The sequence below is a fragment of the Micromonospora sp. NPDC005299 genome (genome assembly GCF_042872345.1).
Lineage (GTDB): Bacteria > Actinomycetota > Actinomycetes > Mycobacteriales > Micromonosporaceae > Micromonospora.
Genome location: NZ_JBIAKG010000007.1, coordinates 48,516 through 75,012 on the forward strand (window position 1 = coordinate 48,516; position 26,497 = coordinate 75,012).

At 73.8% G+C, this 26,497-nt stretch carries 26 protein-coding genes; 12 read left to right on the forward strand and 14 right to left on the reverse strand.

Features of this window, described 5'->3' with window-relative positions:
• The first annotated feature begins 3 nt into the window (after positions 1 to 3).
• From ACFYPD_RS20710 to ACFYPD_RS20720, 3 genes are all read left to right on the forward strand, one after another.
• Complete coding sequence (locus tag ACFYPD_RS20710) at positions 4 to 1,290, forward strand: nicotinate phosphoribosyltransferase (RefSeq protein ID WP_387115761.1); 1,287 nt, start codon at positions 4 to 6, stop codon at positions 1,288 to 1,290.
• Between the two features lie 10 nt (positions 1,291 to 1,300).
• The gene (locus ACFYPD_RS20715) at positions 1,301 to 1,882 is read left to right on the forward strand and encodes an isochorismatase family protein (protein ID WP_387115764.1); all 582 of its coding nucleotides are present in this window, start codon (positions 1,301 to 1,303) and stop codon (positions 1,880 to 1,882) included.
• 64 nt (positions 1,883 to 1,946) lie between these two features.
• Positions 1,947 to 3,155: an MFS transporter gene (locus ACFYPD_RS20720; RefSeq protein ID WP_387115767.1), complete on the forward strand. Its 1,209-nt coding sequence runs from the start codon at positions 1,947 to 1,949 to the stop codon at positions 3,153 to 3,155.
• Between the two features lie 333 nt (positions 3,156 to 3,488).
• On the opposite strand, the gene ctaD is transcribed toward ACFYPD_RS20720, so the two are convergent.
• Complete coding sequence (gene ctaD / locus ACFYPD_RS20725) at positions 3,489 to 5,246, reverse strand: cytochrome c oxidase subunit I (RefSeq protein ID WP_387115770.1); 1,758 nt, start codon at positions 5,244 to 5,246, stop codon at positions 3,489 to 3,491.
• A 127-nt stretch (positions 5,247 to 5,373) separates the two neighbouring features.
• Complete coding sequence (locus ACFYPD_RS20730) at positions 5,374 to 6,480, reverse strand: FAD-dependent monooxygenase (protein WP_387115773.1); 1,107 nt, start codon at positions 6,478 to 6,480, stop codon at positions 5,374 to 5,376.
• Positions 6,481 to 6,799: 319 nt separating this feature from the next.
• Here ACFYPD_RS20730 and ACFYPD_RS20735 point away from each other — a divergent pair, with 319 nt between their 5' ends.
• On the forward strand, positions 6,800 to 7,939 hold the full coding sequence (locus tag ACFYPD_RS20735; RefSeq protein WP_387115777.1) for a cellulose binding domain-containing protein: 1,140 nt from the start codon (positions 6,800 to 6,802) through the stop codon (positions 7,937 to 7,939).
• Between the two features lie 46 nt (positions 7,940 to 7,985).
• Here ACFYPD_RS20735 and ACFYPD_RS20740 read toward each other — a convergent pair whose 3' ends face one another.
• Positions 7,986 to 8,774: an aldo/keto reductase gene (locus tag ACFYPD_RS20740; protein ID WP_387115780.1), complete on the reverse strand. Its 789-nt coding sequence runs from the start codon at positions 8,772 to 8,774 to the stop codon at positions 7,986 to 7,988.
• Positions 8,775 to 8,892: 118 nt separating this feature from the next.
• Here ACFYPD_RS20740 and ACFYPD_RS20745 point away from each other — a divergent pair, with 118 nt between their 5' ends.
• Together ACFYPD_RS20745 and ACFYPD_RS20750 are read left to right on the forward strand one after the other, a co-directional pair.
• The gene (locus ACFYPD_RS20745; RefSeq protein WP_387115783.1) at positions 8,893 to 9,927 is read left to right on the forward strand and encodes a DNA polymerase ligase N-terminal domain-containing protein; all 1,035 of its coding nucleotides are present in this window, start codon (positions 8,893 to 8,895) and stop codon (positions 9,925 to 9,927) included.
• An 8-nt stretch (positions 9,928 to 9,935) separates the two neighbouring features.
• Entirely contained in the window at positions 9,936 to 11,123 is a 1,188-nt protein-coding gene (locus ACFYPD_RS20750; RefSeq protein ID WP_387115786.1) for a threonine synthase, read from the forward strand.
• Positions 11,124 to 11,163: 40 nt separating this feature from the next.
• On the opposite strand, the gene ACFYPD_RS20755 is transcribed toward ACFYPD_RS20750, so the two are convergent.
• The 5 genes from ACFYPD_RS20755 to ACFYPD_RS20775 form a co-directional block, all read right to left on the reverse strand.
• On the reverse strand, positions 11,164 to 12,531 hold the full coding sequence (locus ACFYPD_RS20755) for a pectate lyase (RefSeq protein WP_387115789.1): 1,368 nt from the start codon (positions 12,529 to 12,531) through the stop codon (positions 11,164 to 11,166).
• Positions 12,532 to 12,804: 273 nt separating this feature from the next.
• Positions 12,805 to 13,197: a cupin domain-containing protein gene (locus ACFYPD_RS20760; protein WP_151463249.1), complete on the reverse strand. Its 393-nt coding sequence runs from the start codon at positions 13,195 to 13,197 to the stop codon at positions 12,805 to 12,807.
• A gap of 202 nt (positions 13,198 to 13,399) precedes the next feature.
• Positions 13,400 to 14,182 carry a hypothetical protein gene (locus ACFYPD_RS20765; RefSeq protein WP_387115792.1) on the reverse strand — a complete coding sequence of 261 codons (783 nt, stop codon included), beginning with the start codon at positions 14,180 to 14,182 and terminating at the stop codon, positions 13,400 to 13,402.
• 37 nt (positions 14,183 to 14,219) lie between these two features.
• Entirely contained in the window at positions 14,220 to 14,621 is a 402-nt protein-coding gene (locus tag ACFYPD_RS20770; protein ID WP_387115795.1) for a hypothetical protein, read from the reverse strand.
• Between the two features lie 124 nt (positions 14,622 to 14,745).
• Positions 14,746 to 15,219, reverse strand: a complete 474-nt coding sequence (locus ACFYPD_RS20775; RefSeq protein ID WP_387115798.1) for a septum formation initiator — start codon at positions 15,217 to 15,219, stop codon at positions 14,746 to 14,748.
• 104 nt (positions 15,220 to 15,323) lie between these two features.
• Between ACFYPD_RS20775 and ACFYPD_RS20780 the strand changes: the two genes are divergently transcribed.
• The 4 genes from ACFYPD_RS20780 to ACFYPD_RS20795 all read left to right on the forward strand — a co-directional run bounded on the left by ACFYPD_RS20780 (position 15,324) and on the right by ACFYPD_RS20795 (position 19,154).
• Positions 15,324 to 16,016, forward strand: a complete 693-nt coding sequence (locus ACFYPD_RS20780) for a response regulator transcription factor (RefSeq protein ID WP_387115801.1) — start codon at positions 15,324 to 15,326, stop codon at positions 16,014 to 16,016.
• Entirely contained in the window at positions 16,013 to 17,299 is a 1,287-nt protein-coding gene (locus ACFYPD_RS20785) for an ATP-binding protein (RefSeq protein WP_387115804.1), read from the forward strand. Before ACFYPD_RS20780 ends, ACFYPD_RS20785 begins: the two co-directional genes overlap by 4 nt.
• A gap of 58 nt (positions 17,300 to 17,357) precedes the next feature.
• Positions 17,358 to 17,918, forward strand: a complete 561-nt coding sequence (locus ACFYPD_RS20790) for a PepSY domain-containing protein (protein WP_387115807.1) — start codon at positions 17,358 to 17,360, stop codon at positions 17,916 to 17,918.
• Positions 17,919 to 18,050: 132 nt separating this feature from the next.
• Positions 18,051 to 19,154, forward strand: a complete 1,104-nt coding sequence (locus tag ACFYPD_RS20795; protein ID WP_387115809.1) for a hypothetical protein — start codon at positions 18,051 to 18,053, stop codon at positions 19,152 to 19,154.
• Between the two features lies 1 nt (position 19,155).
• Here ACFYPD_RS20795 and ACFYPD_RS20800 read toward each other — a convergent pair whose 3' ends face one another.
• Entirely contained in the window at positions 19,156 to 19,437 is a 282-nt protein-coding gene (locus ACFYPD_RS20800) for a HesB/IscA family protein (protein WP_387115811.1), read from the reverse strand.
• A 311-nt stretch (positions 19,438 to 19,748) separates the two neighbouring features.
• Between ACFYPD_RS20800 and dacB the strand changes: the two genes are divergently transcribed.
• Entirely contained in the window at positions 19,749 to 21,332 is a 1,584-nt protein-coding gene (gene dacB, locus ACFYPD_RS20805) for a D-alanyl-D-alanine carboxypeptidase/D-alanyl-D-alanine-endopeptidase (protein WP_387115814.1), read from the forward strand.
• Between the two features lie 49 nt (positions 21,333 to 21,381).
• Here the strand turns inward: dacB and ACFYPD_RS20810 are convergent, their stop codons facing one another.
• The 5 genes from ACFYPD_RS20810 to ACFYPD_RS20830 all read right to left on the reverse strand — a co-directional run bounded on the left by ACFYPD_RS20810 (position 21,382) and on the right by ACFYPD_RS20830 (position 25,146).
• On the reverse strand, positions 21,382 to 21,693 hold the full coding sequence (locus tag ACFYPD_RS20810) for a hypothetical protein (protein ID WP_387115817.1): 312 nt from the start codon (positions 21,691 to 21,693) through the stop codon (positions 21,382 to 21,384).
• A 134-nt stretch (positions 21,694 to 21,827) separates the two neighbouring features.
• Complete coding sequence (locus ACFYPD_RS20815; RefSeq protein ID WP_387115820.1) at positions 21,828 to 22,265, reverse strand: nitroreductase family deazaflavin-dependent oxidoreductase; 438 nt, start codon at positions 22,263 to 22,265, stop codon at positions 21,828 to 21,830.
• A 77-nt stretch (positions 22,266 to 22,342) separates the two neighbouring features.
• On the reverse strand, positions 22,343 to 23,221 hold the full coding sequence (locus ACFYPD_RS20820; protein ID WP_387115822.1) for a hypothetical protein: 879 nt from the start codon (positions 23,219 to 23,221) through the stop codon (positions 22,343 to 22,345).
• Positions 23,222 to 23,342: 121 nt separating this feature from the next.
• A complete protein-coding gene (locus ACFYPD_RS20825) occupies positions 23,343 to 24,437 on the reverse strand; it encodes a hypothetical protein (RefSeq protein ID WP_387115825.1) in 1,095 nt (364 codons plus the stop codon).
• A 115-nt stretch (positions 24,438 to 24,552) separates the two neighbouring features.
• Positions 24,553 to 25,146, reverse strand: a complete 594-nt coding sequence (locus ACFYPD_RS20830; protein WP_387115828.1) for a pentapeptide repeat-containing protein — start codon at positions 25,144 to 25,146, stop codon at positions 24,553 to 24,555.
• Positions 25,147 to 25,212: 66 nt separating this feature from the next.
• Here ACFYPD_RS20830 and ACFYPD_RS20835 point away from each other — a divergent pair, with 66 nt between their 5' ends.
• The gene (locus ACFYPD_RS20835) at positions 25,213 to 26,445 is read left to right on the forward strand and encodes a serine hydrolase domain-containing protein (RefSeq protein WP_387115830.1); all 1,233 of its coding nucleotides are present in this window, start codon (positions 25,213 to 25,215) and stop codon (positions 26,443 to 26,445) included.
• Positions 26,446 to 26,497: the final 52 nt, after the last annotated feature.

Consider the following 26,497-nt stretch of genomic DNA (forward strand, 5'->3'; position numbering starts at 1 on the left):
TCGGTGAGCACCCTTCGCCCCGCGCTGCTGACCGACCATTACGAGCTGACCATGGTCAGCGCCGCCCTGCGGGACGGCACGGCCGACCGTCGCTGCGTCTTCGAGGTGTTCAGCCGGCGGCTGCCGGCCGGGCGCCGCTACGGCGTGGTCGCCGGGACGGGCCGGCTGATCGACCTGATCCGCGACTTCCGGTTCGACCCCGACGAGATCGACTTCCTGCGCCGCACCGGCGTGGTGGACGACCGGGCCGCCCAGTGGCTGGCCGACTACCGCTTCACCGGCGACGTCGACGGATACGCCGAGGGCGAGCTGTTCTTCCCCGGCTCCCCGATCCTCACCGTCTCCGGCACCTTCGCCGAGTGCGTGGTGCTGGAGACGCTGGCGCTGTCGGTGCTCAACCACGACTGCGCGGTGGCGGCCGCGGCGGCCCGGATGGTCACCGCCGCCCGCGGCCGGGCGCTGATCGAGATGGGGTCCCGCCGCGCGCACGAGGAGGCCGCGGTGGCCGCCGCCCGGGCCGCGTACCTGGCCGGGTTCCGGTTCACCTCCAACCTGGCCGCCGGCCAGCGTTACGGCATCCCCACCGCCGGCACCGCCGCGCACGCGTTCACCCTGCTGCACGACGACGAGCAGGCGGCGTTCGCCTCGCAGGTCGCCACGCTGGGCAAGGACACCACGCTGCTGGTCGACACCTACGACATCAGCCAGGGCATCCGCAACGCCATCGCGGTGGCCGGGCCGGAGCTGCGCGCGGTCCGGATCGACTCGGGCGACCTGGCGGTGATCGCCCAGCAGTCCCGCGAACTGCTCGACTCGCTCGGCGCCACCGAGACGAAGATCATCGTCTCGGGCGACCTCGACGAGTACGCCATCGCCTCGCTGGCCGCCGAGCCCGTCGACATGTACGGCGCGGGCACCGCCGTGGTGACCGGCTCGGGCGCCCCCACCGCCGGCCTGGTCTACAAGCTGGTCGAGGTGGAGGGGCGCCCGGTGGTCAAGCGCTCCGAGCACAAGGCCACCATCGGTGGGCGGAAGGTGGCCGTCCGCCGGCACAAGCCGACCGGCACCGCCACCGAGGAGATCATCGTGCCGCAGGGGGTGCCGGACCGGCAGCCCAACGACCGGCTGCTGCAGCGCTCGTTCGTCGTCGAGGGCGAGCCGGTGGCGCTGCCCACCCTCGACGAGTCCCGGGAGCACCTGCGGGAGTGCCTGATCTCCATCCCGTGGGAGGGGCTCAAGCTCTCCGGCGGCGACCCGGCCGTCCCGGTGACCGTCGTACCCGCGAGCTGAGAGGACCGACATGGCCAACGCCTTGATCATCGTGGACGTGCAGAACGACTTCTGCGAGGGCGGCTCCCTGGCCGTGACCGGCGGGGCCGGGGTGGCCGCCGGCATCTCCCGGCTGCTCGACGCCGAGCCCGAGCGCTGGGACCACGTGGTGGCGACGAAGGACTACCACGTCGACCCCGGCGCGCACTTCGGCGACCCGCCGGACTACGTCGACTCCTGGCCCCGGCACTGCGTGGTGGGCACCGCCGGCTCCGAGTTCCACCCCGACCTGGCGACCGGCCGGGTGGAGGCGATCTTCCACAAGGGCGAGCACGCGGCCGCGTACTCCGGTTTCGAGGGGCACGCCGACGACGGCGAGTGCCTGGCCGACTGGCTGCGCCGGCACGACGTCGACCGGGTCGACGTGGTCGGCATCGCCACCGACCACTGCGTCCGGGCCACCGCGCTCGACGCCGCCCGGGAGGGCTTCGGGACCACCGTGCTGCTGGACCTGACCGCCGCCGTCGCGCCCGACACGCTGGACGTGGCGCTGCGGGCCTTCGACGGCGCCGGGATCACCATGGTCGGCGAACCTGTGATCAGGGCCGCTTGAGCAGGTAATTGGTTGCGGCTGTCGCACCCCCGGTCAAGGATGTCGGCCGGAGGTACGGACCGTCGTGAACTTGAAGCCTTACCGGGAGGCGCTCGCCCTGCCCGGTCTCCGGTCGTTGCTGCTGATCTCGGTGCTGGCGCGCATCCCGCTCACCGCGACCGGCGTGACGCTCACCTTCCACGTCGTGCTCGACCTCGGTCGCGGCTACGGCGCGGCCGGACTGGTCGGCGCCGCCTCCACCGTCGGCGCCGCGTTCGGCTCCCCGCTGCTCGGCCGGCTGGTCGACCGGCGCGGGCTGCGCCCGGTGCTGCTGCTCACCACGATCGCCGAGGGCGTCTTCTGGGCCAGCGCGCCGACCCTGTCGTACCCCGTGCTGCTGCCCACCGCGTTCCTGGCCGGGCTGTTCGCGCTGCCGGTCTTCTCGGTGGTCCGCCAGTCGGTCGCCGCGCTGGTGCCGGCCGAGCGGCGCCGCCCCGCGTACGCCCTCGACTCGATGTCGGTGGAGCTCTCGTTCATGGTCGGCCCCGCGCTGGCCGTGGCCATGGCCGCCGCCGTGTCGCCCCGGCTCACCATGTGGGCGGTCGGCGCCGGGATCGTCGCCTCCGGCGTCTGCTTCTGGCTGCTCGACCCGCCCACCCGCGCCGCCGACGAGCCGGCCGGCCCGGCCCGCAAGGTGCCCCGCCGGGAGTGGGTCACCCCCCGGCTGCTCGCCGTGCTGGCGGTCAGCCTGGCCGCCACCCTGGTGCTCGGCGGCACCGACGTCGCGGTGGTCGCCGTGCTGCGCGAGGGCGGCGAGGTCGCCTGGACCGGCGCCGTCCTGGCCATGTGGGCGGTCGCCTCGCTGGTGGGCGGCTTCGCGTACGGGGTGGTCACCCGCTCGCTCTCCCCGCTGGCCCTGGTGGCGGCGCTGAGCCTGACCACCATCCCGGTCGGGCTGGGCGGGGCGCACTGGTGGCTGCTCTGCCTGGCGCTCGTCCCGGCCGGCGCGCTCTGCGCGCCCTCCATCGCCTCGACCTCGGACGCGGTGAGCCGGCTCGCCCCGGCCGGTGTCCGCGGCGAGGCCATGGGCCTGCACGGCTCGGCCGTCACCGTCGGCATCGCGCTCGGCGCGCCGCTGGCCGGCGCGGTGATCGACGCCTCGGCGCCGGCCTGGGGGTTCGCGGTCACCGGCGCGATCGGCCTGCTGGTCGCCCTGGCCGTTCTCCCGATCGAACTCCGCCACCGGCGCGAACCGACCCCCACCCCACCCGAACTGGCCACCGCCACCCCCTGACCCCAGCAGACCTCCCCAGCTCCCGCCCACCCCGGCCCCCGCCCCTCGGCAGGGTTGATCAAGAGGTTTGCGTCAGGATCCGGGCCGTTCCTGACGCAAACCTCTTGATCAACGGAGCCGGGACCTCGACGCGCCCGGAGCCGAGTGTGCGCCTGCTCGGCGAGGTGGGGGTGTCAGGCGGTGCGGGATGCGCCTGCCTCGCCGCACTGGCGCCGCACGCCGCACGCCGACGCGGTGCGCCGTGAACGCACCGGCCTGGCGGCGGGGAAGGGGTTGAAAAGGCAACGGGCGCCGCACCCACAGGGGTGCGGCGCCCGTACTGGGTCGCCTGGGTCAGCTCTTTTCGAGCCGGCCCTCGGTGTCCTCCTGGTAGCTGGCGCCACCGTCGGACTCGCTGCTGAGCGGCTTCGCGCCGCCCTCGGGCGGGCCGGCCAGGGAGTGCCCGGCGGCCAGCTCGGGGAACTTGTGGTCGAACGCCGGCCGCTCGGAGCGGATCCGCGGCATCCGGTCGAAGTTCCGCAGCGGCGGCGGCGAGCTGGTGGCCCACTCGAGCGAGTTGCCGTAGCCCCACGGGTCGTCGACCTCGACCACCGGACCGGTCTTGTACGACTTCCAGCAGTTCCAGATGAACGGCAGGGTCGAGATGCCGGTGATGAAGGCGCCGATCGTGGAGAGCGTGTTGAGGAACGTGAAGCCGTCACCGGGCAGGTAGTCGGCGTAGCGGCGGGGCATGCCCTCGGCGCCGAGCCAGTGCTGCACCAGGAAGGTGGTGTGGAAGCCGATCATGGTCAGCCAGAAGTGGATCTTGCCGAGCCGCTCGTCGAGCATCCGGCCGAACATCTTCGGGAACCAGAAGTAGATGCCGCCGAACACGGCGAACACGATGGTGCCGAAGAGCACGTAGTGGAAGTGCGCCACCACGAAGTAGGAGTCGTGCAGGTGGAAGTCGAGCGGCGGGCTGGCCAGCAGCACACCGGTCAGGCCACCGAAGAGGAAGGTCACCAGGAAGCCGATGGCGAAGAGCATCGGCGTCTCGAAGGTGATCTGGCCCCGCCACATGGTGCCGATCCAGTTGAAGAACTTCATGCCGGTCGGCACGGCGATCAGGTAGCTGAGGAAGCTGAAGAACGGCAGCAGCACCTGGCCGGTGGCGAACATGTGGTGCGCCCACACGCTCATCGACAGGGCGGCGATGGCGATGGTCGCGGCGACCAGGCCCTTGTAACCGAAGATCGGCTTCCGGGAGAAGACCGGGATGATCTCGGTGATGATGCCGAAGAACGGCAGCGCGATGATGTAGACCTCGGGGTGCCCGAAGAACCAGAACAGGTGCTGCCAGAGCATCGGGCCGCCGGTGGCGGGGTCGTACACGTGGGCGCCGATCAGGCGGTCCGCGGCGAGCGCGAACAGCGCGGCGGCCAGCAGCGGGAAGACCAGGATCGCCAGCAGGCTGGTGACCAGCATGTTCCAGGTGAAGATCGGCATCCGGAACATGGTCATGCCGGGGGCGCGCAGGGTCAGGATCGTGGTGATCAGGTTGACCGCGCCGAGGATGGTGCCCAGACCGGAGATGGCCAGGCCGACCACCCACATGTTCGCGCCGACGCCCGGCGAGTGCTCGGCGGTGCTCAGCGGCGTGTAGGCCGTCCAGCCGAAGTCGGCCGCGCCGCCCGGGGCGATGAAGCCGGCGGTCGCCATGGTGCCGCCGAACAGGTACAGCCAGTATGCGAAGGCGTTCAGGCGGGGGAACGACACGTCGGGCGCGCCGATCTGCAGCGGCACCACGTAGTTCGCGAAGGCGAACACGATCGGCGTCGCGAAGAACAGCAGCATGATCGTGCCGTGCATGGTGAAGAGCTGGTTGTACTGCTCGGGCGACAGGAACTGCAGGCCCGGCCGCGCCAGCTCGGCGCGCATGATCAGGGCCATCAGGCCACCGATCATGAAGAACGCGAACGCGGTGACCATGTACATGATCCCGATCTGCTTCGCGTCCGTGGTGCGCAGCAGCCGCGCGATTGCCGACCCCTTGACCGGCTCGCGGACCGGCCAGGGCCGGGTCACGACCGGCTTGGGTGCGACGGTGGTCACGAGTGGCCTCCGGTTCTGGGTTGTCCCGCTCGGCGCGCTCTTGATCTGCGCAGCCGTCATCCGCAAGGAGGATAGTCCCCGGTAGGTGGCCCCGCCGCGTGGGGTGGCGGCTACGATCACCGGCCCGCTAGAGCGGACCGGTCAGCAGCCGGTAGTGCTCCTGGAAGATCCGTCCGCCGCGTCCGCGCAGCAACGGGTCGCGCAGCGCCGGCGGCACGTCGCGGGTGCGGTTGCGGTCCCGGGTCCGATCCCGCACCCAGCGGGTACGCGGGCGGCGGCGACCCTCGTACGCGAACAAAGCAGCGTCGACGCTGCCGGCCGCCTTCAGCGACTCGGCGAGCACCACGGCGTCCTCCAGCGCCATGGCGGCACCCTGGGAGAGGGTCGGCGCGGTGGCGTGAGCCGCGTCACCGACGAGCAGCACCCGGCCGTGGAACCAGCGCCCGAGCTCGACCTCCTCGGTGAGTTCCACGTCCACCGTCTCCAGGGCGGCGAGCACCTCGGGCACCGGGCCGCCGTAGGCGTCGAACAGCTCGTGCAGCCGGGCGAGCGGGTCGGCCGGCAGGCTGGTGCCGGCCTCGTCGGCGTAGCAGTGCAGCCGGCCGGCGCCGAGCGGCACCACCAGGAAGCCGGCGCGCTGGCCGAGCAGGGCGGTCCAGTCGGGCACCCGGGGGCCGCCGCGCACCACGCTGCGGTAGACCACCTGGCCGGCGGGGCGGGGCGGGCCGCCGAGCGCGGCCAGGGTGCGCACCGCCGATCGGGGGCCGTCGGCGCCGATGACCAGGTCGTACTCGCCGCTGGTGCCGTCAGTGAAGCCGACCGCGACGCCACCGGGCAGCGGCTCGACGGTGCTGACCTCGGCCCCGTGTCGGACGGCGCCGCCGGCACCGGTGAGCAGCACCCGGTGCAGCTCGGCGCGGGGCAGTGCGCGGCACTCCCCCACCCCGGTCCAGAGCGCGTCGAGGTCGACCTCGCAGAGCGGCGCGCCGGTGGCGTCCAGGAAGCGCTGCCGGTGGATGACCTCGCCGAGGGGACGTACCGGGCCGTCCAGGTCGAGCCGGCGCAGCGCCCGGGCCGCGTTGCCCGGGAGGTAGAGGCCGATGTCGCCGCGCTCGGTCGGGGGCAACTTCTCGGTCACGTCGGGGCGGAACCCCGCGAGGCGCAGCGCCCGGGCCACGGCGAGACCGGCGATGCCCGCGCCGACGACGAGGATGCGCAGGGGGGAACCACCCATTGTTGGGTACGCCTCCGGAGGGGTTCGGAACGCGTTGGAGGCAGAACATTACTCGCCGCAACCAACCGGCGGAAGTGCCCATCGGCCCTGGCGTGGACGCCCGGTCAGTGACCGGGAGCCCTCCCACCGGCGGGAATCCCGCCCCGACCGGGGGACCTGGCCGCCGACCGCCAAAGCAGGCAGCTATTGCCCGATCACACACCGTGGCCGATGCGATCGACTCGGTCGGAACGGTTGCGCACGAGTTTCAGACATGTAAATGTATGGGTATCAGCGTGGGAGCGCTCCCGGCCCGCGCACCGACATGAATCGGAGCATCATGAAGCGTCCACTGAGGGCCCTCGCCGCGGCCGGCCTGCTGGCCGCCGGCTCGATCGTCGCCGTCGCGCTCGGCGGCTCCGCCTCCGCCGACACCCAGATCTGCGAGCAGTACGGGTCGACCACCATCGGCGGGAAGTACGTCGTGCAGAACAACCGCTGGGGCACCAGCGCGCAGCAGTGCATCAACGTGACCTCCACCGGCTTCTCGATCAGCCGCCAGGACGGCGTGGGATCGACCAGTGGGGCGCCGGTCTCGTACCCGTCGATCTTCGTGGGTTGCCACTACACGAACTGCTCGCCCGGCACCAACCTGCCGATCCAGGTGAAGAGCATCAGCAGCGCGCCGAGCAGCATCAACTACACCTACGTCAGCGGCGCGGTCTACGACGCCGCATATGACATCTGGCTCGACCCGACGCCGAAGAAGGACGGGGTCAGCCAGATGGAGATCATGATCTGGTTCAACCGGCAGGGCCCGATCCAGCCGATCGGCTCCGTGGTCGGCACCGCCAGCGTCGCCGGCCGGACCTGGGAGGTCTGGCGGGGCAGCAACGGCTCGAACAACGTCATCTCGTACGTGGCGCCGTCCCCCATCACGAGCATGAGCTTCGACGCCATGGCATTCATCAACGACACCCGGAGTCGGGGCGCGATCACCAACGACTGGTATCTGACCAGCATCCAGGCCGGCTTCGAGCCGTGGCAGGGCGGCGTCGGCCTGGCGGTCAACTCCTTCTCCCAGAGCGTCAACACCGGCGGCAGCACCCCGCCGCCCACCACAACCCCGCCCCCGACCAGCACCCCGCCCCCGGGCAACGCGGCCTGCGCGGTGAAGTACACCGCGACCAACGTCTGGAACAACGGCTTCACGGCCGAGGTGACGATCACCAACACCGGCTCCAGCACGGTCAACGGCTGGACCCTGGCCTACAACCTGCCCTCCGGGCAGACCATCACCGGCTCGTGGAACGCCACCGTGACCCAGAGCGGGTCGGCGGTGAGCGCGCGAAGCCTGAGCTACAACGGCACTTTGGCACCGGGGGCCTCGACCAGCTTCGGCTACCAGGCGACGCTCAACGGCGCGTTCTCCGCACCCACCAGCTTCGCCCTCAACGGCAGCACCTGCACCAGGGCGTGACACCCACCTGATCCCGGGGCGCGGTCCGCACGGGCCGCGCCCCGCCTCACGCCGAACCGCCGAGGGCGTCGATGTCGCGCATCTCCTCGGCGGTGAGCGAGAAGCCGAACACGTCGGCGTTGGCCCGGATCCGCTCCGGAGTCACCGACTTCGGGATGACCACGATCTCGTGGTCGATGTGCCAGCGCAGCACCACCTGGGCCGGCGAGACGTCGTGCGCCTGGGCGATCCGGACCAGCACCGGGTTGGAGAGGTCGCTGGTCTTGAACGGGCTGTAGCCCTCCAGCACCACCCCGCGGTCCCGGTGGGCGGCGTGCACCTGCCGGTCGTACAGGGACGGGCTCCAGCGGATCTGGTTGACCGCCGGGGTCTCCTCGGTGGCCTGGATGAGCTCGTCGATCTGGCTGATGCTGTAGTTGCTCACCCCGACGGCCCGGGTCAGGTTCTCGTCCCGGGCCGCGAGCATCTCCCGCCAGACGGGGATGCTGTCGGCGGGCGAGGACGGCGGCCAGTGGATCAACCACAGGTCGACGTGGTCGGTGTCCAGGGCGGCCAGGCTCGCCTCGATGGTCTCCCGTTCCCGACCCACCCGGTCGGGCGGCAGCTTCGTGGTGATGAAGAGGTCCTCGCGGCGCAGCCCGCTCTCCGTGATCGCCCGGCCGACCTCCTTCTCGTTGCCGTACATCGTGGCGGTGTCGATGTGCCGGTAACCGGCGTCGAGGGCGGCGAGCACGGCCTCGTACCCGGCGTTGCCGGTGGCCTGCCAGGTGCCGAAGCCGAGCAGCGGCATCCGGACGTCGCCGGTGAGCGGAACGGTGGGCTGGTCGAGGTCCATACCGACGCTTCTACCCGTGATCGCCGCCGCCATGCCGGTGACCCGCCGAGCGGCGGCCGAATGGGACAGGAGAGGCAGGAACCGGGCGACCGGGCCGGACCTGCCGGAGAATGCGGGGGTGGCTGACCGGCTGGAGGAGTACCGGCGGAAACGGGACGCGGCGCGTACCCCGGAGCCGGTGCCGGAGGAGACCCCGGAGCGGAAGCGGGCCGCGCGGCGCAAGCCCCGGTTCGTGATCCAGCAGCACCACGCCCGGAGCCTGCACTGGGACCTGCGGCTGGAGCACGACGGCGTGCTGGCCTCCTGGGCGGTGCCGCGCGGGCTGCCCCGCGACCCGGGCCGCAACCACCTCGCCGTGCACACCGAGGACCACCCGATGGAGTACCTCACCTTCCACGGCGAGATCCCGGCCGGCGAGTACGGCGGCGGGCGGATGACCGTCCACGACACCGGCACCTACCGCGTGGAGAAGTGGCGCGACGACGAGGTGATCGTGGTCCTGGACGGCCGGCGGACGAAGGGGCGGTACGTGCTCTTCGCCACCGGTGGTCGGGGTCGGGACTGGATGGTCCGCCGCACCGACCCGGCCCCGGAGGGCTGGACGCCGATGCCCGGGCTGGTCCGGCCGATGCACACCACCCCCGGCAAGGGGCTGCCGAAGGACGAGGCCGCCTGGGGGTACGAGCTGCGCTGGGACGGGGTGCGGGCCATGGCGTACGTCTCCGGCGGCCGCCTGCGGCTGCTCGACTCCTCGGACGAGGACATCAGCGGGGCGTACCCGTGGCTGCGGGCGATGGCCGAGGAGCTGGCCCCGGTCGAGGCGGTGCTGGACGGCGTGCTGGTCCGGATCGACCCGGGCGGGCGGGTGAAGCCGCCGACGAAGCGCGACGGCCAGTTCCTCGCCGTCGACCTGCTCTGGCTGGAGGGCGTGACCAGCCTCGACGTCCCGTACGCGCAGCGCCGGGAACTGCTCGACGGTCTGGCGCTGACCGGTCCGCACTGGCAGACTCCGCCGTGGTTCCCGGGGGTCGGCGCGGACGCCCTGCGGACCGCCCGCGAACAGGGGCTCCCGGGGGTGGTGGCCAAGCGCCTCGACTCCCCCTACGAGCCGGGTCGGCGCAGCCGGCACTGGTTGAGCCTCGACCCGAGCTGAGGAGCGTTGTGCACCTGACGCACCTGGAGTGCCCGCGCTGCGGCGCGCGGCATCCGGCCGACAAGTTGCAGAACCTGTGCGAGTGCGGTTCCCCGCTGCTGGCCCGCTACGACCTGGCCGCCGTGGCCGCGGCGGTCACCCCCGAGCAGTTCGGGCTCCGCCCGGCCGACCTGTGGCGCTACCGGGAGCTGCTGCCGGTGGCCGATCCCCGCTTCGTCACCACGCTGGGCGAGGGCTGGACGCCGCTGCTGCGCGCGCCGGCGTACGGGCACGAGATCGGGATACCGGACCTGATCGTGAAGGACGAGGGACTGACCCCGACCGGGTCGTTCAAGGCGCGGGGCGCGGCGGTCGGGGTGAGCCGGGCCCGGGAGCTGGGCGTCGAGCGGATCGCCATGCCGACCAACGGCAACGCCGGGGCGGCCTGGGCGACGTACGCGGCCCGGGCCGGGATGGGCGCGACCATCGCCATGCCGCTCGACGCGCCGACCATCTGCCGGCGGGAGTGCGTCGCCGCCGGGGCGGACCTGCGGCTGGTGGACGGCCTGATCAGCGACGCCGGCCGGTGGGTGGCCCGGCTGATCGCCGAGTCGGGCGGACGGGTCTTCGACGCCGGCACGCTGCGCGAGCCGTACCGCCTCGAGGGCAAGAAGACCATGGGGTACGAGATCGTCGAGCAGCTCGGCTGGCAGGTGCCCGACGTGATCATCTATCCGACCGGAGGCGGGGTCGGGCTGATCGGCATCCACAAGGCGCTGCACGAGCTGCGCGAGCTGGGTTGGGTGGAGGACCGCCTGCCCCGCCTGGTCGCCGTGCAGTCCACCGGCTGCGCGCCGATCGTCCGGGCGTTCGCGGCCGGCGAGCCGCGGGCCACGCCGTGGGCGGACGCGCACACCCTGGCGTTCGGCATCACCGTGCCGGCCCCGCTCGGCGACGAGCTGATCCTGGCCGCGCTGCGGGAGAGCGGCGGCACCGCGATCGCCGTGGAGGACGCGGAGATCCTCGCCGACCTGCGTGACTTCGCCGCACGGGAGGGGCTGCTGCTCTGCCCCGAGGGCGCGGCCTGCCTGACCGCCGCCCGGCAGCTGCGGGCCGGGGGCTGGATCCGCTCCGGCGAGCGGGTGGTGGTGTTGAACACCGGCGCCGGCATCAAGTACCCGGAGACGGTGGACGTCTCGGGCGTGCCGATGGTGTGACGCGGGCGCCCCGGGAGCGGGGCGCCCGCGTCGGACCGCCCTACCGGTAGGTGATGTCGGAGGCGGAGTAGAGGCAGTTCACCCCGTCGGCGCCCTCGCCGATCTCCTTCGGTTCGCTGCCCTTCGGCACACCCTGGTACTTGACGCAGATCCGGGTGGACCGGTTCGGGTCGTTGAGGATGGTGATCCGGCTGAACCGGGCCGTGTCACCCCAGTTGGTGTTGATGCCGGCCAGCACCTTGGTGCCGGTGGCGGTGACGTTGTCCATCACCACGTGGCGCTGGTAGGAGGTGGAGCAGTTGCCGCAGGCCCGGTAGAGCTTGCCGGAGCTCTCCACCCGGAAGTTGCGGATGTGGACGGTGCCGGGGCCGTTGTGCTGGAACACCTTGTCGCTGGCCGACCGGGCGCCCCCGCCGTCGACGGTGTAGGTGGTGCCGCCGCGGAAGGTGGCGGCGTCCTCGCCGACGTCCTCCCACCAGACGTTGAGCAGCGTGCAGTCGCCCTCGCAGTGCACGCCGTCGCCGGCCGGCGCACCGATGATCACGTTGCGCAGGGTGGCGCCCGCGGCCAGTTCGAACATCGGGTCCTGGCTCTCCGACTGCCCGCCGTCGCCGATGCCGTAGTAGCGCTTCATCCCGCCGTCGAAGAGGCCGGAGACCGGGATGGTGGCGTCCACCTTGACGCTGGCGGTGGGCGTCGGCCACGAGGCCGGCGGCGGCGCGGTGCCGGTGGGGGTCGGGGTGGGCGAGCCCGGTGGGGTGCTGGTCGGCGGCGTGGTGGGGGTGCTGACCGAGGAGTCCACCGCGACGTCGTCGAAGCTGCCGGCGGCGTACGCGGTGACCAGCCCGATCCGGCCGGCCCCCACGAGACTGTTGCTGCCGCCGCCGACCTGGGTGCCGTTGACGTAGCCGCGGATGGTGCTGCCGCTGGCCTCGATCGTCAGGGTGTACCAGGTGCCGGTGGCCGCGCCGACCGCTGCCGAGCCGAGCGAGGTGATCTGGCTGCCGTTGACCGCCTGGAGTTCGGCCCGGCCGGAGCCGAGCAGGGCCAGCCGGTACATCTTGGTGCTGCTGCTGGCCCGGGCCGCGATCCCGACCAGGGCAGCGGACGAACCGAAGCCGGTCGGCCGCACCCGGGCCCGCACCTGGTAGTCGGTCCAGGCGGTCTGGCCGGCGAACTGGCGGGCCAGCTCGCTGGAGGTGCTGGACTGGCTGAAGGCCCCGTCGGCGACCGCCCAGGTCCCGCCGGACTTGGACCAGCCGGCGGCGTCGCCGTCGGAGAAGGTGTCGGAGAAGACGGTGGCGGCGAACGCCGACGTCACCGTCCCGGCGGCGAGCGCCGCCACGGTGACTCCGGCGCCCGCCGCGAGCAGCAGCGGGCGTCGGAGCCTGGCACGTGAGGTCTGCACGGTTGTCCTCCTTGAGGCACGTGGTGGTGGACCGCCGCGGCGGAGGTCGACGCCTGGCCACGGTCGCGACGGTCGCTGCGCCCCGCCGGAGGCCCGGTCTCCGGTAACGGGGTGGCGCGGAAGCGGGGCCCAGGAAAGGGCTTTCCCGTACCAGCAGGTTAGGCCCGTGCAGAGATAAGGGTCAATGGCTGCGATGTGCAGGAATGTTGCAGCTCAACCCGGCTCGCGCTCCACCACGGCGGTGGTGGAGCGCGGGAGCGGGTCGGGCGGCGCTCAGGAGGTGGGCGGCTCGTCCTCGCCGGCCTCCTCGGCCGCGTCGGCCTCCTCCTTGGTCCGGTGCACCGCCCCGTCGGCGTGCTCCGGCGGGCCGTACACCGTGTACAGCACGAGCGGGTTGGGGCCCGTGTTGACGAAGTTGTGCTTCGTGCCGGCCGGTACGACCACCAGGTCGCCCGCCACGACCTCCTTCTTCTCCCCGGCCACCCGCGCCTCGCCGGTGCCGCTCACGAAGGTCAGGATCTGGTCGATGTCCTCGTGGACCTCCTCGCCGATCTCCCCGCCCGCCGGGATCGTCATGATCACCAGTTGGGTGTGCTGCCCGGTCCACAGCACGCGGCGGAAGTCGGGACTCTTCTCGGCGACGGTCGCGATCGTGAAATGCTCCATGGCCCGCTCATACCCGGTCCCCGAGCTGCTCACGCCGGGACTCGCAAATGGTGGAATTCCCCACCCGCGCCGGGTTTGGATCCCCTCTGGACGGGCATCTGCTGCACACAAGACCGGTGCGTGCTGGGCCGGTCGAGCCAGGTCCCCGCTTTCGTACCGCCGTACGGCTGCGGTGGTGGGAGACGGCCAGAGCGCGGCGACGTTACGACCCAGGTCGGGCGGCGCCGTGCGCTCGTGTGCGCGCCCGTTCCGCCCACCGGCACCCGGCCAGCACCAGCGCCGCCGCGAGGAACCCCAGCAGGTCGGCCCAGATCCCGCCGGCGGTCGTCCGGACCTGGTATTCCTCCACGCTGTAGAAGACCAGACCCGGGCCCGTTGCGCCGCCCGCCGGCCAGGCCGGCGGGGCCACGCCGAGCGCGGCCACCGCCGCGAGACCCAGGCCCAGGGTGACGGACACCGACCCCGACCGGACCAGGGCCATCAGGGCCAGCCCCACCAGCACGAGGTACGACGGCAGCACGTCGGCCGCGTCGGGCGGCAGCGCGTACGGGGGCCGGAGGACCGCGGAGTCCCGGGCCAGGACGAGCAGCCCGGCCAGCACGGCCAGCACCACGGCAGCCGCCGTACGCCACCGATCCGGCGCCCACCTCGGCAGGGCGGCAACGGCCACCGCGAGCCCGACCCCGGCCACGCCCCGCAGGGCCTGGACCGCGGTCCACCCCGGTTCGGCCGGCGGCGCCATGACCCAGCCGAACTGCGGCTCCCCGTGCAGGGGCAGGGTCGCCACGGCCACGGCGGCTGCGGCGACGGCCAGCCCGTACCGTGCGCGCGGGGGCAGGTCGGGTGCGGCCAGGGCGGCTCCGGCCAGGGCGCACCAGGCGAGGGCCTGCGCGGCCGGGAGCAGCGGCTGGGCGAACCAGCGCCCGACCAGATGGGCGAGGGCCAACAGGATCGCGGCCGCGACGAACAGGCGGTGGGGACGCACCGCGCGATGCTGCCACAGGGACGCGACCCGCGGGGTGTCAGGCGAGAACGGCCAGGTGGAACGGGCGGTCGGTGTGGCCGCTCGCGGCGTACGTCTCGACGAAGACCGCGTTGGGGATGCCGGTTCGCGGCGCCACCGTGACCGCTCCCTGTGGGGCCAGGCCGCCGGCGGCGGGGCCCACGGTGCCGACGTACGCGGCGCCGGCGACGTCCTGGTCGAAGCCGACCTGGTACATCCCGGTGGCCAGCCGGGTGGCCGAGGTGGCGCCGAGCCCGCGGATCAGGGTGCCGTTCGCGTCGACCACGGCGAACAGCACGCGGGCGGTGGCCGGCAGGCCGGCCGACGTGCAGGAGTTGATCTCGCTGTCGGCGCGGGCGACCTCCGCCACGTCGGGGGCCGGCTGGCCGGCCGAGCCCCGCCTCGATCTGGAGCTGGACATGCGGGTCCTCTCTGCCGCCGATGCGGCGGCGGCATGCTCCCGAAGCTATGCCGGCCCACCGTCCACCAACCACCGACAGCACTGTCCGATCAAGGACAGTTGACCCCTCTGAGCTGGGAAAACATCAGTCGTGCGGGGTGGCGACCGGCTCGGAGCCACGGCAGCGCAGGCGCAGTTCGTGCTCCCCGTCGGGGCCGACGAAGCGGACCTCGACGTGCTCGTCCGGCCCCCGTTCGGCCTCCTTCACCCGGTAGCCCTGCGCCGGGGACCAGGACACCAGGCGTACCCCGGCCGGCCCGCACGCGGCGAGCGCCGTCCCTCCGGCGGTGCGGAAGGTGCGCTCGGTTCCGCTCGCCGCCGGTGGGCGGCTCGCCGCGGTGGCCGTCGGCGTCGCGCCCGCCGTGGGGCCCGCGCTCGGGGTCGTGGCCAGCGGCGCGGGCGAGGCGAGCGCGCGGGCCACCTCCCGCTGGTCGCGTACGCCTCCGGGGGTGCCGGTGATGCCCGCGCCGACCAGGTGGATCGCGGCCAGCCCGACGAGGGTGGCGGCGGCGGTGGTGGCCAGCCACCCGGCGGCGGCGAGGATCGGACGACGGCCCATGCCCCCGAGTCTCCCCGATCCAGGGTTGCGCCGGGCTCCGGGGAACGCTAAGGCGGGGTTAACGAGGGCGGGACCGGGCGGTGGGAGGGGCTAGCCTGCCAACCGTGGCCCGGCTGCTGCTCATCGAGGACGACCTGACCATCCGCGCCCCGCTGCTTCGGGCCCTGCGGGAGCGTGGGCACGCGGTCGCCGCGGCCTCGACCGCGCTGGACGGGCTGCGCGACGCGCTGGACGACCGGCCCGACCTCGTCGTGCTCGACCTGGGACTGCCCGACCTGGACGGCGGTGAGCTGCTGCGGATGCTGCGCGCGGTCAGCGCGGTGCCGGTCATCGTGGCGACCGCCCGCGACGACGAGGCCGAGATCGTCCGGATGCTCGACGCCGGTGCCGACGACTACCTGGTGAAGCCCTTCACCGCGGCCCAGCTCGACGCCCGGGCGCGGGCGGTGCTGCGCCGCTCGACCGCCGATCCCGCGACGGAGCCGGTGCTCGTGGTCGGTGGGCTGCGGATCGACCCGCGGGCCCGGCAGGTCACCCTGGACGGCGCACCGGTCGAGCTGACCCCCCGCGAGTTCGACCTGCTGCACCACCTCGCCGGCCGGCCCGGACAGGTGGTCACCAAACGCGAGCTGCTCACCGAGGTCTGGCGGATCCCGTACGGCGGGGCCGACAAGACCGTCGACGTGCACCTGTCCTGGCTGCGCCGCAAGCTCGGCGAGAGCGCCCAGGAACCGCGCTACCTGCACACCGTCCGGGGCGTCGGGGTGCGGCTGGACGTGCCGGGGAGCAGCCGGTGAGGCGCCGGCTGACGCTGCTGGTCGCCGCCGTCGGGGTGCTCGTCATGGTCGCGTTCCTGGTGCCGCTGGCCGTGCTGGTGCGCACCGTCGCCGCGGACCGGGCGACGGTCCGGGCCGCCGCCGACGCCCAGAGCCTGGTGGCGGTGGTCGGCACGGCCGACCCGGCCACCGTCCGGCTGACCGTCGATCACCTCGCCGCCGACTCGGGCCGCGAGGTGAGCGTGTTCCTGCCGGACGGCACCGTGCTCGGCGTGCGGGTGCCGCGTACCCCGGCGGTGACCCTCGCCGCGCGGGGGCAGAGCCTGACCGTCGAGTCCGCCGCCGGCCGGGAGGTGGTCATCGCCGTGCAGGGCCGGCCGGACGGGACCGCGGTGATCCGCACCGTCGTCCCCCGCGCGGAGCTGACCGCCGGGGTGACCCGGGCCTGGCTCGTGCTGGCGCTGCTCGGCCTGCTCCTGGTGCTGGTCGGACTGGCCGTCGCCGACCGGCTGGCCCGCACCCTGGTCCGGCCGATCGCCGACCTCGGCGCGGTCTCCCACCGGCTCGCCAATGCCGAGCTGGACGCCCGGGTCGACCCGGCCGGACCGGCCGAGCTGCGGGAGGTCGCGGGCGCGCTGAACCACCTGGCCGAGCGGATCCAGGTGCTGCTGCGCGAGGAGCGCGAGCAGGTGGCGGACCTGTCGCACCGGCTGCGCACCCCGCTGACCGTGCTCCGGCTGGAGGCCGAGTCGCTGCGCGACCCGCACGACGCGGCCCGGTTGACCACGGCCGTGGACGGCCTGGAACGCGCGGTGACCGGCGTGATCCGGCAGGCCCGCTGGCGCAGTACGGCGGCCGAGGGCGGCGGTTGCGACGCGGCCGCGGTGGTCGCCGAGCGGGTGGCGTTCTGGTCGGTGCTCGCCGAGGACACCGGGCGGAGCGTGACGCTCGACCTCGCGCCCGGACCGTTGCCGGTACGGGTGACCGGTGACGAGCTGGCCGCCGCCGTGGACGCGCTGCTGGGCAACGTGTTCGCGCACACGCCGGACGGCACTGCGTTCACAGTCCGGCTCGCTCCGGACGCCGGGCAGGTGGCGCTCACCGTGGCGGACGCCGGCCCGGGCCTGCCGGCCGGGTCGGTCCGGCGGGGCGCCAGCCGGGCCGGGTCGACCGGGCTGGGCCTGGACATCGCCGACCGGGCCGCCCGGACCAGCGGCGGCCGTCTGGAGCTGGGCGGTGGTCCGGGCGGTGGGGCGGTGGTGACGCTCCGGCTCGGCCTTAACCCGGGATTAGACCTCGGGTAGCGCGCCGCTATCCGTCCCGGGCCGATCCTCGACGTACAACCGAGGAGAGGTGGAGACGATGCGACGAACGTCCCTGGTACTGGCGGCGATGGGCGGGGCGGCGGTGCTGGCGGTCACCGGCGCGGCGATCGGCGTGACCACTGCCGACGGGTCGGGTCCGGCCACCGCGCCGGCCGCCGTGACCGCCGACGTCACCGACCCGGTCGGCGACAGCGCCCACGACAACCCCGGAACCGCCGACGACAACCCCGGGACGGCCGACGACAACCCCGGGACGGCCGACGACAACCCCGGCGCGGACGACTCCGCGACCGCGGGCACGGCCCCGACGCGCCGCGCCCCGAACGCGGCGCCGCGTGGCGCGGTCGACCGGCAGCAGGCCGGCAGGGTCGCGCTGGCCCTGCTTGGCAGGGGCCGGATCGTGGAGATCGAGGCGGAGACGGAGCACGCGCGTCCGGTGTGGAGTGTCAAGGTAACGCGCGCCGCGACCACGTATGAGATCAAGGTCGACCGCGCCGACGGCACCGTGGTCGAGGTCGAGCGGCGGGCGGCCGACGGAAGCCGCACGCACCACCGGGACGACGACCACGGCGGGGACCGGTCCGGCAGCGACGACTGAGTGCCGGTCCGGGGGTCCGGGCGGACGGGTTCCGCCCGGACCCGGCGTGTCCGGCCGTCACCAGGACGGATGGATTGTCAACGAGGTCCGGAAAGTCTGTGGCGGAACGCGAGCGGGTCGCTACATTGAAGTATGGTGCCCGCCCACGGGGGTCGGGCGACGGAACCGGTCTACCGCCCTGTGCTGGCCGGTCGCCGGGGTGAGCTGGAAGCGCTGGCCCATCTCGACGACGCCACCGCTCCGCTGCTCGCCCCGGTCATCGACGTCCACGCGGTGGATCCGTGCACTGTGGACCTGTTCGGCCGGCTGCCGGCCGGGCTCCTTCCCGCCGTCGACGTGTCGGTGCTGCCCGAGTCGGCGGAGAGCGAGCTGGTCCGCTGGGGCGTACCACTGGTGCCGGTGATCGGGCTCGCGGAGGGCGACCGGCGGTTGGTGGCGCACGGTGCGGCCGCCCGGGAGTACGCGCGGCGGGCGGTGGTCCGGCTGCGAACCGGGCAGGACCGGGCCGGCCCGGACGCGACCACCGCCGCCCTGGAACGGGTGTGGCGGCTGGCCCGGCTGGTGCCGGAGCAGTGCGACCTGCTCATCGACGCGGGGGACGTGTGCTGCCCGGCCGACGTCCGGCTGGCCGAGCCCCGGATCGGGCGGCTGGTGGAGTGGGCCCGGCGGCACGCCTGGCGCTCGGTGACCATGGCGGCGGGCGGGGTGCCGCCGACGCTGTCCCGGCTCCCGACCGACGAGCCGGTCCGCCTGGACCGCTTCGACTGGCAGCTCTGGCAGCGCCTGGCCGGCCTCGGCGTCGGCTACGGGGACTACGGCGTGGGCTGCGCGGTGCCCGGAGCGGACGGGCCGGGCGACCGGCTGCCGACGCTGCGCTACACCACAACCGGGGCGTGGTGGGTCTACCGGTGGTCGCGCCGGGGCGGTCGGGGCGACGACCGCTTCGCCGACCTGTGCCGCACGCTCGTCGCGGCCCCGCACTGGCCGACCGCGGGCGCGAGCTTCTCCTGGGGCGACCACGAGATCGTGCGCCGGGCGCGGCGCGGCGCGGGTGCCGGTTCGCCGGCGAACTGGATCGCCTGGAGCACGTCGCACCACCTGGCGCACGTGCTGGCCACGCTGCTCCGCCCGGAGCAGGAGCAGCGCGGCGGGACGTGGCGGGACGACCAGGACGTCCCCGAGCGGGGGCGCGCCGGCCGGCCGCAGCGCGGTGGTGAGACCCGCCGCGCCGGGTGAGTCACTCCTTGTCGGTGAAGCCGAACTGCACGACGCCCTCGTCGTCGACCGTGGCGTCCACGGAGGTGCCGTTGAGCAGTTCGGCGGCGTCGGCGTCGAGGAAGATGCGGGCACCCTGGTCGTCGATCACCTGGTCACCCTGGGCCGGCTGCTCGACCAGCTCGATGGAGAGCGAGCCGGCGTCGGTGTCGGCGGCGATGCGCAGGCCACCCTCCTCGGCGACGTCCTGCTGGTTGGCGAGGTCGCGGATCACCAGGACGGCATTGTCGGTCATGGTCAGCATGGCGGAACTCCTCGTGTCTGGTTCGGGAATCGCGGGCGGGTCGATGCGACCCACGCGGCCGGTCGGGACCCCGGGAAGGCGAATCAGGCTTCGCCGTGCAAACCGGGGCAGGTCGAACGCCCCTCATGGCCTACGGTGCCCCCTGCCCGGGCATCCGTCAAATAGAGCCGGATCAGTCGACAGCGGGCGGGCGGGCGGGCGCGGCGGCCGGGAATGTTTCTTCCTCCGCCCAGCGGGTATTCCACCGGGTTCGGCAATAACTTTCGCTGTGGAGTCTTCTCTGGAGGAAAGCTCCATGGCAGCATCGGCATATGCATCGTCGTCTCTTCCCCCGGGCGCTCGCGGTGCTGGCGTTGGTCGCCACCGCGGCCACCGCCGGCGCGCCCACCGCCACGGCCGAAGCGCCCACCCCCGCGCAGACCCGGCTGCACGCGACCATCGACGCGATCCTCGCCGACTCCCGGCTGGCCGGGGCCCAGGCGGGCGTGGTCGTCGTCGACACCACCACGGGGCAGACCCTCTACGACCGCAACGGGGACCGGCGGCTGGTCCCCGCCTCGAACACCAAGCTGCTCACCTCGACGGCGGCCATGGAACTGCTCGGCCCCGGGCACCGGTTCACCACCGACGTGGCCGGCGACGGGGTCCGCCGGGCCGGGCTGCTCTCCGGCAACCTCTACCTGCGCGGTGGGGGCGACCCGACCATGCTGGCCGAGGACTACGACCGGCTGGCCGCCGAGGTCGCCGCCGCGGGCGTACGGGTGGTGACCGGCAACCTCGTCGCGGACGACACCCGCTACGACCGGACCCGGCTCGGCCCGGACTGGACCTGGGACGACGAGTCCTACTACTACGCCGCACAGGTCTCCGCGCTGACCGTCGCCCCGGACACCGACTACGACGCCGGCACGGTGATCGTGCACGCCACGCCGGGCGCCCGGGCCGGCGCGCGGCCGAAGGTCACCATGACGCCGGCCAACGCCTGGCTGCGGATCGACAACCGCGCCGAGACGGTCGCCACCGGCGACACGACGATCTCCTTCGAGCGGGAGCACGGCGGCAACACCATCGTGGTGACCGGCCAGATCGCGGTCGGCCAGGCCGAGGAGAGCGACTGGATGACGGTCTGGGAACCCACCGGGTACGCCGCCGACGTCTTCCGGTCCGCGCTGCGCCGGCACGGCGTGCGGGTCCTCGGCCGGACCGTGCTCGGCCAGGGCACCCCGGACGGCGCCAAGCCGGTCGCCCGGCACGACTCGATGCCGCTGGCCGACCTGATGGTGCCGTTCCTCAAGCTCTCGAACAACGGCCACGCCGAGGTGCTCACCAAGGAACTGGGCCGGGTGCTCTCCGGCTCCGGCACCTGGGCCGCCGGGCTGACCGCGATCAGCGAGTACGTCGGCGACTCCGGAATGGACACCGGGACGCTGCGCCAGCGCGACGGCTCCGGGTTGTCCCGGCGCAACATGATCCCGCCCGCCCAGTTCGTCGCACTGCTCTCGGCGGTCCGCGCCGAACCCTGGTTCGGCACCTGGTACGCGGCCCTGCCGGTGGCCGGCAACCCGGAGCGGTTCGTCGGCGGCACCCTGCGCAGCCGGATGACCGGCACCGCGGCCGCCAACAACGTGCACGCCAAGACCGGCAGCCTGACCGGGGCGTCCAGCCTCTCCGGCTACGCCACCGACGCCGACGGGCACGTGCTGGCCTTCTCGGTCGTGCTCAACAACTACCTGACCTCGTCGGTCAAGGGGTTGGAGGACCAGATCGCGATCGCGCTGGCCTCGTACACCGAGAAGGGGACGACCACGGCGCGGCTGGCGGTGCCCGCGGCGCCGGAGTCGCCACGGGCGCCCGAGGGCCTAGAGTGTTCCTGGGTGAAGCCGGCGGTCTGCTGAGCCTTGGGCGCCCCTGCCCCTCGCACGCGGCCAGGGGCCGGGTGGCCGCTCAGGCGCCGGGCCGGGCCGGACCGGGCTCGGCGGCGGGGTCGCCGCGCTCGACGAGCGCGTCGATCTCGGCCGGCGGGAGGCCGCGCAGCGCCAGCACCCGCCGACCCCAGCGGTGCAGCCGGCACGGGTGCGGGCTGGCATCGTTGCGGCAGATCGTCCCGCCGGACCAGCGCCGCGGCGCGTGCACCACCACCGCCCGCACCGCGAACTGGGCGTCCTCGCCGGTCACGTACGGCGGCAGCGGGATCTCCCGCAGCACGTCGCCGTCGGACGGCGGGCGGGAACGGACGACGCGGGCACTGCTGCTCATCGGTCGAGCCTCCACAGCGGATGGTCGGACGGGGACATCGGAAACCTATGACGTCCCGCGCCGGCCGCGACGGACAAACTGTCCCGGCGGTTCGGCCCGCGGCGGCGGGTCGACCACCCGCGAGGTAGGGGCCGTCAGACCCGTTCCAGCACCACCACCGGGATCTCCCGGTCGGTCTTCGTCTGGTACTCGTCGTACGCCGGCCAGGCCGCCGTCATGGTGCGCCACATCCGCGACTTCTCCTCCGCCATCGCGGTGCGCGCCCGGACCGGGAAGGTGTCCGGCCCGACCTGCACCTCCGCCTCGGGGTCGGCGAGCAGGTTGAGGTACCAGGCGGGGTGCTGCGGGGCGCCACCCTGCGAGGCCACCACCAGGTAGGCGTCGCCGTCCCGGCCGTAGATCAGCGCGGTGCGCCGCAGCTTGCCGGACCGCCGGCCGCGGGTGGTCAGCAGCAGGGTGAAGACGCCGGGACGCCACTCGTGGCCCTCCGCGCCACCGGTCTCCACGTATCGCCGGATGTGCTCGGCGACCCAGCCCTCGGGGCTGTCCAGCACCTGCTCGCTCGTGGGCATTGATGTTCCTCCCGGATCGTCGGGCCTGCGGGCCCACGCTACCGCCGGCCGGCCCCGGGCACCCGGACGATCGGCGGTCAGCGCAGCGCGACCGCCTGGAGGCTGACGTTGCCGCAGTCCCCCAGGGACTCCTCCACCGTCCAGGTCATCAGCAGCTTCGCGCCGGCCGGCGCACGGAACCGGATGGTGAAGTCGGCGGTCCGCACGGTGTGCGGATCCTCCAGGCGGAGCGTGCTGACCGGCCCGCCGCCGGAAATCCGCAGGTCGAGGCGAGCGCGCGCCATCCACAGCCCCGCGTAGAGATGCACGGTGCGGGGCCGGCCGTCGGCGGTCACGGCCAGGGTGAAGCCGCTGCCCCGGTCGCAGGTGTACACCCCGGACATGGTGCCGTCCGCCGAACCGACCGGGGCGCCGTCGCGCCAGGCGTACGCCTCCGGGTTGTTGCTGTAGCTCTGCCGCTCGCCCCAGCCGCCCTCGTCGCGGATGTCGCCGGAGCCGTGCCTCTTGCGCACCGGCGTCCGGGCGCCGAGGTGTCCCCACTGGACCCAGTCGACCGCGCCCACCGCGCTGAGGTCGACCCGCGCCGGCACGTCGGACTGGCTCACGGTCAGCGTCGGCGGCACCGCGGGCGGGGACGGCGACGGGCTGGGCGAGGGTGGGCGCTGGCGGGGGCGCAGCCCGGGCGTGACGGCACCGGCCTGGGTGCCGCCCGGGGGCGGCAGCACGGGGCGGCCGGTCGGCGCGACGGGCAGCACCGCGCTCTCCTCGCGGGCCGCGTCGTGCCGCTCGGTGCCCAGGTACGCCACCAGTGCGGCCAGGCAGGCGAACGCGGCCAGCGCCTCCAGCAACCAGCGCCGCCGTTGCCGGGCCCGCGCGAGGCGGCGGAGCGCCGACCGCGTCGGTCCGTGCGGGTACGACGTCCGGTCACCGACCCGACCGTGGTCCTGCTGCCCCACCGAACCTCCGCTCACCGCCCGCGCTCCGGCCGCCGGTTCACGTTTGCATCATGGGCGTCGGTGCGCCATATGTCGGCGGGAGGCAGTTTCCACTTCGTTACCAATCGGTAGCGACGGCGGATCAGCTCAGCGTGACCGCCTCCAGCGTCACCCCGTCGTTCTCCCCGCCCACCACGGTCAGCGCCCGCCAGGTGATCAGCAGCCGCTGGCCGCGCGGGGCGCGGAAGTGGACGACGTACTGGAAGAAGCGGTCCCCGGCGACGAGGGCGACCGCACGGACGGCCGGGTCGCCGCCGCCGGAGAGGCGCACGTCGAGCCGGGCGCCGGCCGAGAACGCGCCGACGAAGAGCCGGACCGTCCGCAGGTCACCGCTGCCGGCCACGCTCAGCGCGAAGCTCTTCCCCGCGCCACGCTGGAAGACACCGGACCGGGTCCCCTCCTGCCGGGCCGTCGGCGTGCCGTCCGTCCAGGTGAGAGCGGAGGCGCCGGCGTTGTGCTCCCGGCGGTCGCCGCCGAGGTCGCCGATCTCGCCGGTGCTGCGCTGCTTGCGCTCGACGCTCGCCGCGCCGGCGCCACCCCAGTGCAGCCAGTCCCGGCTGCCGAGCACGGTCAGCGACACCGACGGCGGCACCGGCTCCTGGTCCAGGTTCAACAGCGGCCCACCGGGGAGGGCCGGGTTCCCGGTCACCGGCACCACAGTGGGCGGCGCCGCGGTCGGCGCCGGAGCCGGAGCAGTGGGCGCGGCCGCCGACACGGTGCGGCCGCCGTCCGGTTCCGCGCCCCGGCCGGCGTACGCCAGCACCAGCACCAGCGCGGTCAGCGCCGCCCCGGCGAGGACCACCCGGCGCCGACGACGCCGGGCCCGGGCCACGCCGACCCGGGTGGCCGGCCGGTCGGGCGCGACGCCGACAGCGGTGCGGACCCTGGCCGCGGCCGGAGCGACCAGCCCGGCGAGCCGGACCGTGACGCCCTCCGGGGCGGAGTGCCGCACCGGCGCGGCGGGCCTGGATTCCGCCGGTGGCGGCGCGCCCGGATCGCCGAGGGCCGGCCGGTCCGGGGCCGGCGGGCCGGCGGGCCCGACCGGCGGGGCGTCGGGGTCGCCGGGAAACCGGCGGGGCCCGGGCGGCGGATCCGCCGCGCGGGCCGGCTCGGCCGGTACCGCGGGCAGCCAGCCCCCGACCCGGATACCGGTCTGCGTGAGTTCGTCCTCAGCCACCGACCCCTCCCTCGGCCACCGGCGCCGGCGGCCGTCCCGTGGCCCACCGCAGGGAGGATGACACACACCTCGATCTTCGAGAAGCCATCAACCGGAGGCAGCTTCCCGACAGCGCTCAGCGGATCTCGAAGCCCAGCGCCTGCGCCAGCACGATGGCCTGCTCCGCGTCGACGACCGCGCCGACCCGCTGCACCGCCGTCGGATCGAGCGCGGTCAGGTCGCTGCCGCGCAGGTCGGCCCGGATCAGCTTGGCGGCGTGCAACTGGGCGCCGGAGAGGTCGAGGCCGGTGAGCACCGCGCCGGTCAGGTCGGCGCCGGTCAGGTCGGCCTCGCGCAGGCGCGCGTCGGTGATGCGCACCCCACGCAGGTCGGCGCCGGGCAGGGCGACGAAGGACCAGTCGCCGCCGTCGACCCGCAGCGGGCGCAGGTCGCACTGCTCGAAGCTGCTGCCGACCAGCTTGCAGCCGGTGAACTCGACCTCGAAGAGGTTGCACCGCTTGAAGGTGCAGCGGGTGAAGGCCGAGTCGGTGTGCCGGGAGGCGTTGAGGGCCACGTTGCCGAAGACGCACTCGGTGAAGGTGGCGCCCTGGCTGACCGCCTCGGTGAGGTCGACGTGGAAGAACTCGCACCGGACGAAGTGCCGGTCGACCAGCTGCTCGGCGTACCAGTCCTCGTGGCGGTAGGTGACGTCCTCGACTGCTTCCGGCATGCCGCCGAGACTAGTGTGACCAACCGACACTTCCCGCTCGCCGTACCGGCCAGTAGGTTCGGCGTCGTGAGCGTCGCAGTGAGCACCGACCCGGACCGCATCGGCTTCGACCCCGCCCGGCTGGCGCGGATCGACGAGCACTTCGGCAGGTACGTCGACGACGGCCGGCTCGCCGGCTGGCAGATCGTGGTGACCCGCCGGGGCGAGATCGCCCACTCCTCCACCTACGGGCTGCGGGACCGGGAGGCCGGTGCGCCGGTCGAGCCGGACACCCTCTGGCGCATCTACTCGATGACCAAGCCGATCACCTCGGTCGCCGCCATGATGCTCTGGGAGGAGGGCCGGCTCGAGCTGAACGACCCGGTCAGCCGCTGGCTGCCGGAGTTCGCCGACGTACGGGTCTACGACCGGGGTTCGGTGCTCAAGCCGTACACGGTGCCGGCGGTCGAGCCGGTCCGGGTGTGGCACCTGCTCACCCACACCGCCGGCCTGACCTACGGTTTCGCCCAGGTCAACGTGGTCGACGGCCTCTACCGGGCGGCGGGCTTCGACCTGGGCGTGCCGGCCGGCGCCGACCTGGCCGAGGCGACCCGCGGGATGGCCCGGCTGCCGCTGCTCTTCCAGCCGGGCACGAGCTGGAACTACGGAGTCTCCACCGACGTGCTGGGCCGGCTCGTCGAGGTGGTCTCCGGGCAGTCGCTGGACGCGTTCTTCGCCGAGCGGATCTTCCGGCCGCTGGGCATGACCGACACCCGCTGGTGGGTCGACGAGCCGGACGCCAAGCGCCTCGCCGCGCTCTACACGCCGCACCCGGCCACCGGCCAGGCGGCCCGCGCCGAAGCGATCGGCCGCTACGCGCTCAGCGCGCCCGAGTGCCTATCCGGCGGCGGCGGGCTGGTCTCCACGGCCGCCGACTACCACCGGTTCACCCAGTTCCTGCTGCGCGGCGGCGAGCTGGACGGGGTCCGCCTGCTCGGCCCCCGCACGGTGCGCTTCATGACCCGCAACCACCTGCCCGGCAACCGGGACCTGGCCTCGTTCTCCCCGGACGGCTTCGCCGAGACGATCCTCGACGGGGTCGGCTTCGGGCTGGGCTTCGCCGTGGTGCTCGACCCGGTGCCGTCCCGGGTGCCGAGCAGCGTGGGCGAGTACTACTGGGGCGGCCTGGCCAGCACCGCCTTCTGGGTGGACCCGGTGGAGGAGGTCACGGCGCTGCTCTTCACCCAGCTCATGCCGTCGAGCACCTACCCGCTGCGCCCCCAGTTGCGCCAGCTCGTCTACTCGGCACTGGTCGACTGACCGCCTGCCGCCCGGCCGGTTCGTCGGAACGGCACCGGTCGGGCGGCCCGCT